This is a genomic window from Janthinobacterium glycogeni (genome assembly GCF_051380725.1).
Taxonomy (GTDB): Bacteria; Pseudomonadota; Gammaproteobacteria; order Burkholderiales; family Burkholderiaceae_D; genus Janthinobacterium.
This window is the reverse complement of sequence record NZ_JBNYXP010000001.1, coordinates 366,848-381,933: the sequence shown is the minus strand read 5'-3', so window position 1 is coordinate 381,933 and position 15,086 is coordinate 366,848. Positions and strand designations below refer to the sequence as shown.

General features: G+C 63.3%; 13 protein-coding genes and 1 riboswitch. Of the genes, 5 read left to right on the top strand and 8 right to left on the bottom strand.

Features of this window, described 5'->3' with window-relative positions:
• Nucleotides 1-127 precede the first annotated feature (127 nt).
• Together ACQ4W4_RS01790 and ACQ4W4_RS01785 are read right to left on the bottom strand one after the other, a co-directional pair.
• Nucleotides 128-2,275 (bottom strand): TonB-dependent siderophore receptor, encoded by a 2,148-nt coding sequence (locus ACQ4W4_RS01790; RefSeq protein ID WP_436540544.1) that lies wholly within the window; start codon nt 2,273-2,275, stop codon nt 128-130.
• 85 nt (nt 2,276-2,360) lie between these two features.
• Nucleotides 2,361-2,458: riboswitch (TPP riboswitch) on the bottom strand.
• Nucleotides 2,459-2,524: 66 nt separating this feature from the next.
• Nucleotides 2,525-3,682 (bottom strand): iron-containing alcohol dehydrogenase, encoded by a 1,158-nt coding sequence (locus tag ACQ4W4_RS01785; protein WP_436540543.1) that lies wholly within the window; start codon nt 3,680-3,682, stop codon nt 2,525-2,527.
• 142 nt (nt 3,683-3,824) lie between these two features.
• Here ACQ4W4_RS01785 and ACQ4W4_RS01780 point away from each other — a divergent pair, with 142 nt between their 5' ends.
• Together ACQ4W4_RS01780 and ACQ4W4_RS01775 are read left to right on the top strand one after the other, a co-directional pair.
• On the top strand, nt 3,825-4,130 hold the full coding sequence (locus ACQ4W4_RS01780; protein WP_070224179.1) for a ferritin family protein: 306 nt from the start codon (nt 3,825-3,827) through the stop codon (nt 4,128-4,130).
• 93 nt (nt 4,131-4,223) lie between these two features.
• Nucleotides 4,224-4,703, top strand: coding sequence for an Imm26 family immunity protein (locus ACQ4W4_RS01775; RefSeq protein WP_436540542.1), 480 nt, complete (start codon nt 4,224-4,226; stop codon nt 4,701-4,703).
• Nucleotides 4,704-4,946: 243 nt separating this feature from the next.
• Here ACQ4W4_RS01775 and ACQ4W4_RS01770 read toward each other — a convergent pair whose 3' ends face one another.
• Nucleotides 4,947-6,305 carry a sensor histidine kinase family protein gene (locus ACQ4W4_RS01770; protein ID WP_436540541.1) on the bottom strand — a complete coding sequence of 453 codons (1,359 nt, stop codon included), beginning with the start codon at nt 6,303-6,305 and terminating at the stop codon, nt 4,947-4,949.
• Between the two features lie 13 nt (nt 6,306-6,318).
• Entirely contained in the window at nt 6,319-7,020 is a 702-nt protein-coding gene (gene ompR / locus ACQ4W4_RS01765) for an osmolarity response regulator transcription factor OmpR (protein WP_223278807.1), read from the bottom strand.
• Between the two features lie 263 nt (nt 7,021-7,283).
• Between ompR and ACQ4W4_RS01760 the strand changes: the two genes are divergently transcribed.
• Together ACQ4W4_RS01760 and ACQ4W4_RS01755 are read left to right on the top strand one after the other, a co-directional pair.
• Nucleotides 7,284-7,673 carry a hypothetical protein gene (locus ACQ4W4_RS01760; protein ID WP_070224012.1) on the top strand — a complete coding sequence of 130 codons (390 nt, stop codon included), beginning with the start codon at nt 7,284-7,286 and terminating at the stop codon, nt 7,671-7,673.
• A gap of 159 nt (nt 7,674-7,832) precedes the next feature.
• Nucleotides 7,833-9,692 carry a flagellar assembly protein A gene (locus tag ACQ4W4_RS01755; protein WP_436540540.1) on the top strand — a complete coding sequence of 620 codons (1,860 nt, stop codon included), beginning with the start codon at nt 7,833-7,835 and terminating at the stop codon, nt 9,690-9,692.
• Here ACQ4W4_RS01755 and arfB read toward each other — a convergent pair whose 3' ends face one another.
• Entirely contained in the window at nt 9,693-10,091 is a 399-nt protein-coding gene (gene arfB / locus ACQ4W4_RS01750) for an alternative ribosome rescue aminoacyl-tRNA hydrolase ArfB (protein WP_034779396.1), read from the bottom strand. It abuts the gene before it with no gap.
• A gap of 193 nt (nt 10,092-10,284) precedes the next feature.
• Between arfB and ACQ4W4_RS01745 the strand changes: the two genes are divergently transcribed.
• Entirely contained in the window at nt 10,285-10,785 is a 501-nt protein-coding gene (locus ACQ4W4_RS01745) for a chemotaxis protein CheW (protein ID WP_436540539.1), read from the top strand.
• A 38-nt stretch (nt 10,786-10,823) separates the two neighbouring features.
• Here ACQ4W4_RS01745 and ACQ4W4_RS01740 read toward each other — a convergent pair whose 3' ends face one another.
• The 3 genes from ACQ4W4_RS01740 to dapE all read right to left on the bottom strand — a co-directional run bounded on the left by ACQ4W4_RS01740 (nt 10,824) and on the right by dapE (nt 15,040).
• Nucleotides 10,824-12,818, bottom strand: a complete 1,995-nt coding sequence (locus ACQ4W4_RS01740; protein ID WP_436540538.1) for an ATP-binding cassette domain-containing protein — start codon at nt 12,816-12,818, stop codon at nt 10,824-10,826.
• A 138-nt stretch (nt 12,819-12,956) separates the two neighbouring features.
• Nucleotides 12,957-13,847 carry a 50S ribosomal protein L3 N(5)-glutamine methyltransferase gene (gene prmB / locus ACQ4W4_RS01735; protein WP_436540537.1) on the bottom strand — a complete coding sequence of 297 codons (891 nt, stop codon included), beginning with the start codon at nt 13,845-13,847 and terminating at the stop codon, nt 12,957-12,959.
• Nucleotides 13,848-13,903: 56 nt separating this feature from the next.
• Nucleotides 13,904-15,040 (bottom strand): succinyl-diaminopimelate desuccinylase, encoded by a 1,137-nt coding sequence (gene dapE, locus ACQ4W4_RS01730; RefSeq protein ID WP_436540536.1) that lies wholly within the window; start codon nt 15,038-15,040, stop codon nt 13,904-13,906.
• Between the last annotated feature and the right edge of the window lie 46 nt (nt 15,041-15,086).

The window sequence follows — 15,086 nt, the reverse complement described above, 5'->3', positions numbered from 1 at the left end:
TGCAAATAATGATATTTATTGTAGCAATAAAATCAATTCCTATTGGGAAATATTTCCAGCCTCTTCGCCATCCTTGCCGCCGTCCCCGTGCCAGGCCTCTTGCGCCCCGGATCAATCTTTACAGGAATTAAAAATCGAACTGCGCCGACACCTTGACCGTGCGGCTGGCGCCCGGGTACAGATAACCGTCCGATTCCGGCGTCACGTCGCGCCAGTAGAACTTGTCGGCCACGTTGTTGACGGCGGCGCGCAGCACGGCGCGCGTGCCGGCGATGCGCGTGGCCCAGGCGGCGCCCAGGTTGAACACGTGGTACGACGGCACGAAGGTCGTGTTGTTGTACTCAAACGCTTTCTTGCCCGCAAATTCCCAGCTGCCATTGACGCTCAAGCCCGCCACCTGCTGCACGGCGTAGTCCGCATGCACGGCCGCCTTGAAGGCGGGCACGTTGGGCACGCGCTTGCCGTCGAGGTCCACATTGCCCGTGCCTGACTGCTGGCTGTTCAGGGCCGTCACGGAGGCGCCCAGGCTCAGGCTGGACGATGCCTTGCCCTGGGCCGACAATTCCAGGCCACGATGCTGGGCCTGGCCTTCGCGCACGAAGTAGCCGGCCGTGTTCTGGAATTCCAGGCCCTTGCGGATCTGGAACAGGCTGGCCGCCACCATGAAGTCCGGCGTCAGGTCGGCTTTGACGCCGAATTCGATCTGCTTCGAGCGGCTCGGCGACAGCTCTTCGTTGGCATTCATCGCCTTGCGGTCGGCCGTGCCGCCATGCTCCATGCCCTGCGAATAGGCCGCATACACGGAGACATTGTCGAGCGGGGTGTAGACGAGCGAGACGTTCGGCAGCAGGAAGTCGTGCTTGGCGCGGATTTCCTTGTCCGCCTTCAGCACGTACTGGTAGCCGTCGACATCGATATGGCGCACGCCGCCATGCAGCTTCCAGTTCGGCGCCAGACTGACGATATCCTGCACGAAGACGGCGTTTTCCGTGTCCTTGCGCACCAGGCGCACGGGGCCGGTGACGCCGGGCGAGGTGCCGACGATCTGCGGCTGGTAGATATTGCTCACGCCCACCCAGTCGTACACGTACAGGCCGGCGCGGTCCTTGCGGCGGAAGGTCGAGACGCCGGCCGTGAATTCATGGCGCAGGGCACCGGTGGCGAACTTGCCCTGGATCATGGCTTGCGCGCTCAGCGGTTTTTTCGTCTCGCCCAGGCTGCGGTAATCGTACACGTCGTAGTCGCCATTGCCGCAGAAGCCGGGGTACAGGTCCTGTCCGCTGCAGCCATACGGGAAGGCCGTGTAATCGTCGCGCTTGAACGAGTGCTGGTTGGCCGACAGGGTGGCGCGCCAGTCGTCATTGAAGGCGTACTGGAAGCGCAGGCCGAGATTGCTGGTGACGGTTTCCACAGGGCGCGTCCACGGCTGCAGGTTGAGCATGGCGTCGGCGCTGATGCCGGTCGGCAAGGTTTTATTGTTCAGCAACTGGAAGCCGGGCGCCGTTGCCTGCGCCTTGTCCTGGTAGTCGGCATCGAGCTGCAGCAGCGCTTGCGGCGAAATCTGCCAGTCGAAGGCGCCGGAAATGAACTTGCGGTTGCCATCGGCGCCCTTGATGTAGGAGCGCAGGCGCTCGGCCGCCACGTTGATCCGGTAGCCGAAGCGCGTGTCTTCCAGGCGGCCGCCCAGATCGACCGCGCCGTACAGGGTGCCCCGCTCGCGCGTTTCCACGGTGACGCTGCGCAGCGGCGCGGCGGTCGGGCGCTTGACGATGAAGTCGATCACGCCGCCCGGCGCGGCCACACCGGCCTGCAAGCCGGCCAGGCCTTTCAGCACTTCGATGCGTTCCTTGTTTTCCAGCGGAATTTGCGTGTCGCCAGGAATGGCCACGCCATCCTTGCGGTAGCTGGAATTGTTGTCGAGCTTGAAGCCGCGAATGGAAAACTGTTCCGCATAGCCGACGGCGTTGTAGGCGTCGTTGATGCTGGTGTCGAGCTTGACGGCGTCGCTGAGATTGCGGATCTGTAAGTCCTGCATGTCTTTCTGCGAAATGACGGTGACGGATGCGGGCGTCTGCAGCAGCGGCGCGTCGCTAAAGCCGCCGACGGAGGCGCGCTTGGCGGCCGGCGCCTTGCTGGCCGTGACGACGACTTCGGCCATGCTCTGGGCTTGCGGGTCGGCGGCTTCGGGTGTGTCATTCGCGGCAAAGGCGGGCGCGGCAAACGCGTGCAGGATCGCCAGGGTCAATACAGAAACGGATAAATTCGGTGTGGACATAGATTGCTCGTGGTTCAAGCCGTCTCGGGAAAGAGCACGGCAGGCTGCTTGTTCGGCTGGCGCCAACGCAGGAGCTATCAAAGGAGGGAGGTACTTTGCGCTTTCCTTCGCTGGCATTATCCAGATCAGGTACGAAGGGTATCTCTCACCCGGATGACTGCTCCAGGACCCCTAGCGAAATGACAGCTTAGCATGAAGCACGGCCGGCTGTCCCGCTGGCCGACCGTTTTACAACAGTGTGTAGCGAATCTACAAACTGAGTTCGAGCACCTTGCGGCTGACGGCGGGCGTGATGTCGCGCTGTTCGCCCAGCGCCGTCATGCCGTGCGCTTCCAGGGCGGACACGACGGCGTCCACGCTGGCGTGGTTGAGGCCATAGTCGGCCAGGCGCGTCTTGACGCCCATGTGGCGGAAGAAGAATTCCGTGCGCGCGATGGCCGCCTCGATGCGGCCATCCTCGTCGCCGCCGTCCAGGCCCCAGACGCGGGCCGCATATTGCAGCAGCTTGGCGCGCTTGGCCTGCTTGCGCACGCGCAGCATGCTGGGCAGGATGATGGCCAGCGTCTGCGCATGATCGAGTTCATACAGGGCCGTCAATTCGTGGCCGATGGCGTGCGTGGACCAGTCCTGCGGCACGCCCACGCCGATCAGGCCGTTCAAGGCCAGGGTGGCGCTCCACATCACGTTGGCGCGCACGTCGTAGTCGTCTGGGTGCGACAGGGCTTTCGGGCCTTCCTCGATCAGGGTCAATAAAATACCTTCGGCGAAGCGGTCTTGCACGGACGCATTCACGGGGTAGGTCAGATACTGCTCCATCACATGCGCGAACGCATCGACGACGCCATTGCCCACCTGGCGCAGCGGCAAGGTGAACGTTTTCGACGGGTCCAGCACGGAGAATTTCGGATACACCTTGCGGCTCATGAACGAGCGCTTTTCCTGCGTGGCCTTGCGCGTGATCACGGCCGAGCCATTCATTTCGGAACCCGTGGCCGGCAACGTGAGCACCGTGCCGAAGGGCAGGGCGGCTTCGACGATCTTGCCGCCTTTGGCCAGGATGTCCCAGGCCTCGCCCTCGTGCAGGGCGGCGGCGGCGATGAACTTGGTGCCGTCGACCACGGAGCCGCCGCCGACGGCCAGCAGGAAATCGATGCGCTCGCTTTTCACGAGGGCCACGGCCTGCATCAGGGTTTCGTAGCTGGGATTGGGTTCGATGCCGGCAAATTCGAGCACCGTGTGGCTGGCCAGCGCCGCCTTGACTTCATCGTAGACGCCGTTCTGCTTGATGCTGCCGCCGCCGTAGGTCATCAGGACCCGCGCCTGCGGCGGGATCAGGCCGGCGATGGCGGCGATCTGGCCCTGGCCGAAGAGGATTTGCGTCGGATTGTAAAAGTCGAAATTGAACATGGGGCTCCCGCTGCCGAGGTTGAGGCTGTTGCTGAACCATGATTATGGCCGAACGGGTGGAAACGTGTCGTGGACGCTTGAGCTTTTCGTCCGCGCGGTGGAGAATGCAGCCGATGTCACCACCACGCGAAAAGGAATGCGCATGACCACCGTCCCACTGGAAGAATCCGGCCTGCCGGCCACCGCGCTCGATATGCACCGCGCCATCGGCGCCACCATCGCCGCGCTGCAGGCGCTGGACTTGAACAGCCAGCGCTTCGAGGCGTGCACGGACCCGGAGCTGCGCCGCGTGCTCGCGCATGCGGGCGACACGAGCCGCAAGGAGGCGGCCATGCTGCTCGAATGGATGCGCCGCCGCGACGCGCGCCTCGATGCGGCCATGAAGGAAGCGCTGTTCAAGGCGGGGCCGATTGTTGCCCAATATCACTATGACGAGAAAATATTGTAACTATTGGTTTGTTGTTGTGGCGTACCATGCGCCATCCAGCCTTTGCTTCGCGTAGACTGTGCCCCGAACACGATTTTGGGGGAGTCTGCAGAAATGAAATCATTACCATACCGAGAAGGCAGCTGGTTTGCCGTGCCCCTGCCGGGCGGCGGTTATGCCGTCGGCGTGGTGGCGCGCAGGGCGCCAGCCGGGCGCATCATGCTGGCGTATATGTTCGGGCCGAAGCGCGACAGCTTGCCCACGCTGGAAGAGCTGGAAGGCTTGCGGCCGGAACAGGCCGTGCGCCGCCTGCGCACGGGCGACATGGCCCTGCTCAACGAGCGCTGGCCCTTGCTGGGCGACAGCGCTCACTGGGAGCGCGATGCCTGGCCCATGCCGGCCTTTATCCGCCGCAATGAATCCTTGCAGCGCGCCTGGCGCGCCAGCTATGCGGACGCCGATCCTGCCAAGCTGAACCGAGAGGAATCAATTCCCTTCGACACGCCGGGCATGGAAAGCGATTCCCTGTACGGTTATGGGGCGACGGAATTGTTGATGAGTAAATTGCTGGCGCAGGAGCCGGCGTCCGCTTGACCGTTGTCGGACGGCGTAGGCGTTGGATTACGCACGGCGATGCCGTGCTAATCCAACCTACATAAATTACACCGCCGGCAAACTGATCTGAAACACCAGTAGGTGCCGGAGCCTGCATCGGGCGGCGTAGGTCGGATTAGCGAGGCCTTGCCTCGCGTAATCCGACCACATTGTTGGCCAAGGCCGCTGGTGGTGTCGGCTTACGCGCTTTGCGCTAAGCCGACCTACACCGACCAACGCCGCTTATACCGCCGGCAAACTGATCTGAAACGCCAGGCCGCCGCCTTCGCGGTTGCGCACTTGCAATTCGGCGCCGTGGCGCAGCAGCACGCGGTCGACGATGGCCAGGCCCAACCCGGCGCCATTGGCTTGCCCGCGCGCCGTGTCGAGGCGGGTGAACGGCTTCATCAGCTGCTCGATCTTTTCCGCCGGCACGCCCGTGCCGTGGTCCTGCACCTCGATGATCACCTTTTTCGCGCCGTGGCTGGTGCGCACGTGGCAGGCGATGTCGATTTCCGTCATGTCGCTGCCCGGCGTCTTGCCATAGCGGCGCGCATTCTCGATCAGGTTGTTGAGCACGCGGCGCAGGTCGGTGGGGTTGCCCATCGCATGCGCACCGTCGGCGATGGTGGCGTTGATCTTCACGTCCGGCAGGCGCATCGCTTCGCGCGTCATGTCGGTCAGCAAACCGCTGAGGTCGACGTCGGTAAAGCTCGACGCTTCCGTCGGCTTGGCGTAGTCGAGGAACTGGCCGATGATGGCGTCCATTTGCCCGATATCGGACTGGATGCCTTCGCGCGCCTCGTCCGACAGGTTGGCCATTTCCACTTCCAGCTGCATGCGCGCCAGCGGCGTGCGCAAGTCGTGCGAAATGCCTGCCAGGATCACGGCGCGGTCCGATTCCACCTGTTTCAGGTCATCGACCATCTGGTTGAAGCTGCGGTTCGCCTCGATGATCTCGATCGGGCCTTTTTCCGGCAGCGGCGCCGGCTGCTTGCCCTTGGCGATGTCGCGCGCGGCCGCCGTCAAACGCGACAGCGGCAGATTGATCAGGCTGGAAATGATGGCCGCGCCCAGCAGGGACAGCAGCGACACCAGGCTGGCCCAGCCCAGCCACTGGAAGCCCGTGAGGCCGCGCAGGCGTTCGCGGTCCAGCATCAGCCAGTATTCGTCGTCGTCGATCTTGAAGCTGACCCAGAAGCCGGCCACGCCGTTGACGCGCGCGGAAAAGCGTGTGTCCTTGCCCAGCTTGGCCTTCACCAGCGCCTCGATCTCGGGCATCAGGTAATTGTCGGGCGGCGGCTCGATGCGGTCGTCCTCTTCCAGCGAGAAGATGCGGATGCCTTCGTTGCTGACGAGGTCGAACAGCAGCTCGCGGCGCAGTTCGGGAGCCGAGTGCGTCAGTGCCGCATGTGTGATGGTGACGACGGAAATGATCTGGGCGGAAATCTGCTGCGCCTGCGGCTCGCGCTGGATGACGGAAATCATGCCGATCCAGGTGATCATGCTGACCGTGGTCAAGGTGCCGAGCAGCAAAAAGGTGCGCCAGAACAGGCCGCTTTTCAGCCGCGCCAGGCTGATATCGGGAACAAGCTTCATCATGCCTCACCAGCGATCAGCGCGGCTGTCCGTCCGGGATGAAGACGTAGCCGAGGCCCCACACGGTCTGGATGAACAGCGGGCTCGACGGATCGGGTTCGATCAGTTTACGCAGGCGCGAAATCTGCACGTCCAGGCTGCGGTCGAACACTTCGTATTCGCGTCCGCGCGCCAGTTCCATCAGTTTCTCGCGCGACAGCGGCTGGCGCGCATGGCGGGCAAACACTTTCAACACGGAAAATTCGCCCGTGGTCAGCGGCACCGTTTCGCCATTCTTTTTCAGGGTGCGCGTGCCCAGATCCAGCACGAAGTCGCCGAATTCGAAGGTTTGCGGCGTTTCCGACGGCGCGCCCGGGATTTCATCGGGACCCTTGCGGCGCAGCACGGCGCCGATGCGGGCCACCAGTTCGCGCGGATTGAACGGTTTCGGCAGGTAGTCGTCGGCACCCATTTCCAGGCCCACGATGCGATCCACGTCCTCGCCCTTGGCCGTCAGCATGATGATCGGCGTCTGGTCGCCCGCACCGCGCAGGCGGCGGCAGATCGACAGGCCGTCTTCGCCCGGCAGCATCAGGTCGAGCACCAGCAGGTCGTAGCGTTCGCGCAGCCACAGCTTGTTCATGGCCGTCGCGCTCTCTGCCGTGAAGACATTGAAACCCTGCTCGGTCAGGTAGCGCCGCAGCAGATCGCGCAGGCGCACATCGTCATCCACCACCATGATTTTTGCCTGGTGGCCGTGGATCGATTGCGTTGTTGTATTGCTGCCGGTAGTGGAGGTTGTGGTCATTTAGGGTGTCGTGTTATCTTATATTAGTTGCTATAGTAACGCCTCGCGCGGCGTCGGCAAGGGGCTGTGGCGACCCATTACAAAGTGTTACAAACTTTACCCAATTACTCTTACTACACCGTGTAAAGCATCATACACTGGGGCCACAGTGGAAATCAGCTTTAGTTTATACGGCATCGCGGAAGAGGAACTCAATGAATATCTTTACTAAAAAAATTCACGCCGCTCCCAGCGCAGCTATTGCCGCACGTACGACTGTGCTGTCCGCATTTGCCGTTTGTTCCGTGTTTGCCGCCAGCCTGGCGCTGGCGCAAAACCAGCCGCCGCCACGCCGTGACGACCAGCAGCAAATGCAGGCCCAGCGGTATGAACAGGTACAGCGCAGCAACAGCAATGATACGCGCTTGCGCGAACAGCGTGACGCACGCAGTTTCGACACCCGCGCCGAAGAGCAGCGCCGCGCCAACGAGGGCGCGGACGCTTCGCGCCGCACGGGCCGCATGACGCCCGACGAGCGCCGCGACCTGCGCCGCCAGATCAACGAAGTGGGCCAGGATATCTATTCCAACCCGCCGCGCCGCTAGGCATCGCGCACCGCATCCGACAGGGCCATCTCGCAAGACATGGCCCTGTTTGCATCTGGCCCCTGCATTCTTGCTCAATCAGGCACACGGCCACGCCCCGTGATATTGTTCTAGTGCACTGAGACAATTCTCTGAATATGTTGCAGGGGGAGGCAAGTGGTGAGCGACGACGACACACCCGTTCCTGATGCGGCCCCCGCAGGCGGCTTGCCGTACGGCCTGGTCCAGCGCGACGAGGGCGTGTTCCTTGACCTGTCGCTGGCGCCGGCGCAGCTGCGCGCCGCCGTCGACCAGCTGTTCCAGTCGGGGCAGCTGCTGGCCGGCCTCGATTACGGTTTGTTCCTGCTGACCCTGTTCCATGCCCCCACACCGCGCGCCGCGCCCAAGGGCGACGCCTTGCTGCGCATCGCCGTGCGCGTGGCGCCATTTCCGCCCCAGCGTCGCGCCCTGTATAAACAGGTCAAGATCCGCGGCGACAGCGCCGAGTTTTACTTTGAAGCATTGCTTCCTGACGCGGATGGCCAGGTGCCTGTGCGCCGCGAGTTTGACGAGCTGGTGGCTGACCTGTGGTGCAAAGGTGTGCATTACGGCATCGATAGTGCGGCCGTGCGCGCCGTTCTCGCCAGCGGCAAGGCCGAGCGCATCACGGTGGCGCGGGTATTGCCGCCGCAGCCCGGGCGCGACGCCCAACTGGTGGAGGTGTCGCAAGGCATCCACCGCGACGATGCGCCACGCGAACGCTCCGATGGGCGTCTCGATTTGCTCAGCTTCAAGAACCGCTTTCCTCAAGTCAAAAAACACGCGCGCCTGCTGCGCCTGCTGCCGGGCACGCCCGGCTTGCCCGGCTATGACCTGGCCGGCAAGACACTGCCGCCGCCCGCGCCGCTGGAGCTGGATCTGGCCACGGTGGCGGGGCCGGGCACGGCGGTCGAGCATTTCAGCGATGGTGACTTCGTCGTCGCCGCCACGAATGGCTATGTGAATATCGATGAGCACGGCAAGATGTCCATCGAGAACAAGATCGTCAGCCGCGAAGGCGTCAGCAGCCGCACCACGGGCAATCTGAAGCTGCGCGCCGCCTACGAGGAATATGGCGACGTGCAAGAGCAGCGTCAGCTCGACGGCAGCGACATCACCATCCATGGCGACGTGTATGGCCATCTGCACTCGCATGGCGGGCTGATCTTGTTGCAGCGCAACCTGGTGGGCGGCACGGCGTTCAATGAGCACGGCGACGTGCGCGTCGAGGGCGTCGCTTCCGGTTCCGTGCTGCAGGCGCTGAGCGGCGAAGTGCACGTGAAGCGCGCCGAAAGCTGCGTCATCGCCGGCACGCGCGTGGTGATCGACAGCGCCAGCAATTGCGAGATCATCGCCGACGAGGTCGTCATCGAGCTGGCCGAAGGCTGCGCCGTGGCGGCGCGCACCATCCGCATCGGCAGCGCCGGCCCGCGCAAGCAGGTGGAAATGCTGCTGTTTCCCCTGGTGCCCGATTTGAGCGCGCTGGAGCAACAGATCGCCGAGAGCCTGGCCAAGGCGGCGCAGTACCAGCAGGTGCAGCACAAGCGCCAGCAGGAAATCGACGCCATCGCGCAACTGCCCGAAGTACATAATTACCTGACCCTGGCGGGCCAGCTGCGGCGCGGAGAATTGCAGCTGCAGCCGGCGCAACAGCTGCAATACGACAAGCTGGCCGCGCGCATCGCTCCCGTGCTGAAAGAGGTGGCGCGCCTGCGCGTGGAAGTCAAACAGTCGGAAATCCTGCATGCGCAGATGCTGGCGCTGGTGGCGCAGCTGCGCCAGGAGCGGCAGGCGACGGCTGGCCAGTCGCGCTGCAGCCTGGGCCTGGTCGATGGAGAAACGACGGTGCGCGCCCTGGTTGTGCCGCCCGGACCGGCCAAGGTCTACGACCGGCCGCCGAAAGAAATCAAGGCCTTGCTGCGCAGCGCCACGCCGGCCACGCAAGCCGTGTTCGCGGACAGCACGGGCAGCCTGGAGTGGATATACCAGCCGCCACCCTGATCAGTCGATCACCTTGCCGCGAGATTGCTTGAGCACGCTGTGCGTGCTCTTGCTGTCGAGGCGGCGCCGCTGCGAGCTGCGCGTGGGCTTGGTGGCGCGGCGCACGGCGGGCAGGAAGGTCACGCTGTCGATGATTTCCTGCAGGCGCCGCAACGCTTCTTCCTTGTTCTGCTCCTGGCTGCGCGACTGCTGCGCCTTGAGCACCAGCACGCCATCCTTGCTGATGCGGCTGTCGCGCAGGGCCAGCAGCCGTTCCTTGTACGCTTCCGGCAGCGACGAGGCGGCGATGGGGAAGCGCAGATGGATGGCGCTGGACACCTTGTTGACGTTCTGCCCGCCCGGACCCTGGGCGCGGATGGCGGAAAATTCAACTTCAGCGGGGTTGACGAGGTGTTGCATGGCCTGCCTGTGGGGAGTGATGTGCGTATTGTAAGGGAAGATGGCTGCGCCGGCGCAAGGGCGGGCCGCCAGTCGATGATGTCTTCCGGGAAAGTTGATGTTTCTCAACGCCGTGGGCGGGGATGCTGGTTAGCATGGGCCAACGTTGCGCCACTGCGCATCCTGGCAGCGCTTACCGGATGAAAGGAACACCATGCAGCCCACGACCACGCCTGGCGCCGCAGCGACGGCGGAACGCGGCACCGCGCAACCCCTGACGCAGTACTTGAGCTTTCGGCTGGGCGGCCTGGAATACGGCCTCGATTACCGCTGCGTGCGGGAATTACGCGCCCTCAAGGAACTCGACCGTTTTTCTTCGGAAGGGGAGGTGCTGCACAGCGTGGCCGTCTCGCGTGGCGTGATCATCCCCATCGTCGATATGCGCGCCGCGTTCGGCAGCGCCCACGGCGCGCCAGACCCGGCCACCGATGTGATCATCCTGCAGCTGAGCAATGGCGTGATGGGCATGGTGGTCGACGGCGTCACCGATATCGTCAGCCTGGCGCCCGCCGACATCGCCGCCGTGCCCGGCCTGGGCAAGGCGGAAGCCGATTACCTGCTGGGCCTGGCCACGGTGGCGGGGCGGCGGCTGATCCTCGTCGACATCGACCGCCTGATGGCGATCCGCAGTCCCGGCCCCATGCAGGTGGCCTAAAAAAAAAGACGACCCGGAGGTCGTCTTTGCGCTCTGCGTTAGCCGAGTTTCTCTAATTGATCCTGCAGATCCAGCCATTCCGCTTCCAGCTGCGCCAGGTCCTTGGTGAAGAAAGTCTGGTCGGCCAGCAACTGTTTCAGCTTGGCCTTGTTGGCGGCGTCATAGATGGTCGGCTCGCCCAGCTTTTCTTCCGTTTCCGCCTTTTGCGCGTTGCGCTTGGCGATCTGCTCTTCCTGGCGCTTGATCTTGTTTTCGATCGGCTTGCGCAGGGCGGCCGCCTTCTGGCGGTCTTCCGCTTCCTGGCGCTTGTCGCGCACGGGCGCGGCAGGGGCGGCTACCGGCGAAGGTACGGAAGACGTTACAGGGAAGTCGGTCTTGTTGGCCTTGCCGGCGGCCGGCAACACATCGGTGCCTTTACCCAGCTTGGTCTTGAACAGCCAGTCCTTGTAGTCGTCCAGGTCGCCGTCGAACGGTTGCAGCTTGCCGTCGGCCACGATGATGAATTCGTCCGTGGTGGCGCGCAGCAAGTGGCGATCATGGGACACGACGACCAGGGTGCCTTCGAACTGGGCCAGCGCTTCCGTCAGCGCTTCGCGCGTTTCCAGATCCAAGTGGTTGGTCGGTTCATCGAGCAGCAGCAGGTTAGGACGCTGCCAGACGATCAGCGCCAGCGCCAGGCGGGCTTTTTCGCCGCCCGAGAACGGCGCGATCGAAGCGGTCACCATGTTGCCGGGGAAGTTGAAGCCGCCCAGGAAGTTGCGCAGTTCCTGCTCGCGCACGGTCGGGGCGATCTTGGCCAGATGCCACAGCGGCGATTCGTCGTGGCGCAGCATTTCCACCTGGTGCTGGGCGAAGTAGCCGATGTTGAGGCCCTTGCCCATGGTGGCGTCGCCCGTCAGCGGCATCAGTTCGCCGGCGATGGTCTTGATCAGGGTCGACTTGCCGGCGCCGTTCTGGCCCAGCAGGCCGATGCGCTGGCCGATCTGCAGCGAAAACTTGATGCCGTTGACGATGGTCTTGTGCGTGATCTCGCCCGTCGCTTCGTTTTCGATCTTGTAGCCCGCGTCGACGTCTTCCATCACCAGCAGCGGATTTGGCGCCGAGAGCGGCTCGCGGAATTCGAACGAGAATTCGGCGGCGGCGCGCAGCGGCGCCAGTTCTTCCATCTTCGCCAGCGCCTTCATGCGGCTTTGCGCCTGGCGGGCTTTCGAGGCTTGCGCCTTGAAGCGGTTGACGAACGATTCCAGGTGGGCGCGCTTGCGCTGCTGCTTTTCCAGCGCGCCGGCAGCCAGGATCATCTGCGCCGCGCGCTGGCGCTCGAAGCTCGAATAGTTGCCCGAATAGCGCTTCAGCTTGCGCTCGTCGATATGCACGACCACGTTGACGACTTCATCGAGGAAGTCGCGGTCATGGGAAATGATCAGCAAGGTGCCGGCGTAGCGCTTGAGCCAGTCTTCCAGCCAGATGATGGCGTCCAGATCCAAGTGGTTGGTCGGTTCATCGAGCAGCAGCAGGTCGGACGGGCACATCAGTGCTTGCGCCAGGTTCAGACGCATGCGCCAGCCGCCGGAGAAACTGGCGACAGGCTGCTGCATCTGGTCCAGGGTAAAGCCCAGACCCAGCAGCAATTGCTCGCCGCGCGACTGTACGGTATACGCGTCGGCATCGGCCATGGCGCTGTAGATTTCGCCGATGGCGATGCCGTTTTCCGACGTGGCAGGCTCCGACTCCAGGCGCGCCAGTTCCGCTTCCAGTTTGCGCAGGGTGACGTCGCCGTCGATCGCATAGTCCAGCGCGGCACGGTCCAGCGGCGGGGTTTCCTGCGCCACGTAAGCCACGCGCCATTTGGCGGGGAAATCGATCTCGCCCTGGTCAGGGTGCAATTCGCCACGCATCATGGCGAACAGGCTCGATTTGCCCGCGCCATTGGCGCCGATCAGGCCGATCTTGTCGCCCGGATTGAGCGTGACATCGACTTGTTCGAGCAACGGTTTGATGCCGCGCATCAGGCTTACTTGTAGGAAACGTATCATTTTTTTCTTTGTAAAGGCTGGGCTTTACCCCTCGCCGTAAAAACATCGTGTAGGTCGGATTAGTCCGAAGGACGTAATCCGACGGGTGCCGCACAGGCATGTCGGATTACGCTACGCTAATCCGACCTACCAATTCCATTAAACCAGCTTCAACTGCTCGGCCGTCAGCAGGAACACCATGTCGTCGCCGGCGCTCGTCGTCAGCCAGGTCAGGCCCAGCTCGCCGAAGGCAGCTTCCGCGTAGGCGCGCTCGTTGCCGATTTCAATCATCAGGATGCCGTCGTCCGTCAGGCGCTCGGCCGCGCCGGCGATAATCTTGCGTACCAGATCCATGCCGTCGCTGCCGCCGTCGAGGGCGATTTGCGGTTCGGCCAGGTATTCCTGGGGCAGGGCGCCCATCGACGCGGAATTCACGTATGGCGGGTTGCTGATGATCAAATCGTATTTCTTGGCCGGCACATTGGCGTACAGGTCTGATTCGATCAGGTTCACGCGGTCTTGCAGCTTGTACGTGTCGACGTTGCGCTTGGCCACGGCCAGCGCATCGGCGGAAATATCCACGGCGTCGACGGCCGCGTTCGGGAAGGCATCGGCCATCATGATGGATAGGCAGCCCGAACCGGTGCACAGTTCCAGGATGTTTTCCACGGCTTCCGGTTCCGCCACCCAGGGCGAGAAGTATTCAGGGATCAGCTCGGCGATGAAGGAGCGGGGCACGATCACGCGCTCGTCGACGTAGAAGTTGTACGTGCCCAGCCAGCCTTCCTTGGTGATGTAGGCGGCCGGCACGCGGTCGATGCTGCGGCGGTCGATGACGGTCATCACGCTGGCCACTTCCGACGGCAGCAGCTTGGCGTCGAGAAACGGTTCAAGTTTGTCGAGCGGCAACTTCAAGGTGTGCAGGATCAGATAGGCCGCTTCGTCGAACGCTTCGGCGCTGCCGTGGCCGAAAAACAGCTTGGCGGTATTAAAACGGGTAACGGCGTAGCGCAGCAGGTCGCGTGGCGTGGAAAACGGGTTCGGGGTCATGGCATTCTCGAAAAGACGGTGTTCTGGCCCGCCGTGACGGGCCTCGGTATTCTGGTTCAGACGGGCAGCAAATGCTCCAGCGTGCGCCGGTAAATATTCTTCAGGGGATCGATGTGGCGCAGTTCGATGTGCTCGTCGATCTTGTGAATACTGGCATTGGGCGGCCCGAATTCTATCACTTGGGGGCAGATTTGCGCGATAAACCGGCCATCCGAGGTGCCGCCCGTGGTCGACAGCTCCGTCGTGAGGCCCGTTTCTTCCAGGATGGCGGACGACAGCGCATCGGAGAGCGTGCCGCGCGGCGTGAGGAAGGGCAGGCCGCTCAGGGTCCACTGCAAATCGTACTGCAAGTCATGTTTGTCGAGGATGGCGTGCACCCGTTTCTGCAAACCTTCGGCCGTGCTGGCCGTGGAAAAGCGGAAGTTAAAGTCGATCACCATGTCGCCCGGGATCACGTTGTTGGCGCCCGTGCCCGCGTTGATGTTGGACATTTGCCACGACGTCGGCAGGTAATACTCGTTGCCGGCATCCCATTTTTCCTCGACCAGGTCGGCCAGCGCCTGCGCCGCTTCGTGGATGGGGTTTTTCGCCAGGTGCGGATAGGCAATGTGACCTTGCACGCCCTTGATCGTCAAGCGGCCCGACAGCGAACCGCGGCGGCCGTTCTTGATCATGTCGCCCAGCTGAGCGCTCGAGGTCGGTTCGCCCACGAGGCAATAGTCGATCTGCTCGCCACGCGCCTTCAGTTGCTCGCAGACGATGACGGTGCCGTCCGTGGCCGGACCTTCCTCGTCGCTGGTGATCAAAAAGGCGATCGAGCCCGTGTGCTCTGGCGTGGCGGCGATGAATTCCTCGCAGGCCACCACCATGGCGGCGATCGAGGTCTTCATGTCGGCCGCGCCACGGCCGTACAGCTTGCCGTCGCGATGCGTGGGAATGAACGGTTCCGAGCGCCATTGCTCGACGGGGCCGGTGGGCACCACGTCCGTATGGCCGGCAAACACGAACACGGGAGACGTCGTGCCGCGGCGCGCCCACAGGTTGGTGACGTCGTTCGATTGTATCGTCTCGCAGACAAAGCCCAGCGGCGTGAGGAGGTCGATCAGGTGCTGCTGGCAGCCCTTGTCATCGGGCGTGACCGAAGACAGGGCGATCAGTTTTTCGGTCAGGGCGAGGGTTTTGGAGGTGGTCATGGGTAAGGTCGTGCCGGCAACAGCGTTCCGGTGGTCAACTAAGTAT

Coding starts and splice junctions, on each gene's coding strand:
- ACQ4W4_RS01790 (WP_436540544.1), bottom strand. CDS start 2,275: ATGTCCACACCGAATTTATCCGTTTCTGTATTGACCCTGGCGATCCTG.
- ACQ4W4_RS01785 (WP_436540543.1), bottom strand. CDS start 3,682: ATGTTCAATTTCGACTTTTACAATCCGACGCAAATCCTCTTCGGCCAG.
- ACQ4W4_RS01780 (WP_070224179.1), top strand. CDS start 3,825: ATGACCACCGTCCCACTGGAAGAATCCGGCCTGCCGGCCACCGCGCTC.
- ACQ4W4_RS01775 (WP_436540542.1), top strand. CDS start 4,224: ATGAAATCATTACCATACCGAGAAGGCAGCTGGTTTGCCGTGCCCCTG.
- ACQ4W4_RS01770 (WP_436540541.1), bottom strand. CDS start 6,305: ATGATGAAGCTTGTTCCCGATATCAGCCTGGCGCGGCTGAAAAGCGGC.
- ompR (WP_223278807.1), bottom strand. CDS start 7,020: ATGGTGGTGGATGACGATGTGCGCCTGCGCGATCTGCTGCGGCGCTAC.
- ACQ4W4_RS01760 (WP_070224012.1), top strand. CDS start 7,284: ATGAATATCTTTACTAAAAAAATTCACGCCGCTCCCAGCGCAGCTATT.
- arfB (WP_034779396.1), bottom strand. CDS start 10,091: ATGCAACACCTCGTCAACCCCGCTGAAGTTGAATTTTCCGCCATCCGC.
- ACQ4W4_RS01745 (WP_436540539.1), top strand. CDS start 10,285: ATGCAGCCCACGACCACGCCTGGCGCCGCAGCGACGGCGGAACGCGGC.
- ACQ4W4_RS01740 (WP_436540538.1), bottom strand. CDS start 12,818: ATGATACGTTTCCTACAAGTAAGCCTGATGCGCGGCATCAAACCGTTG.
- prmB (WP_436540537.1), bottom strand. CDS start 13,847: ATGACCCCGAACCCGTTTTCCACGCCACGCGACCTGCTGCGCTACGCC.
- dapE (WP_436540536.1), bottom strand. CDS start 15,040: ATGACCACCTCCAAAACCCTCGCCCTGACCGAAAAACTGATCGCCCTG.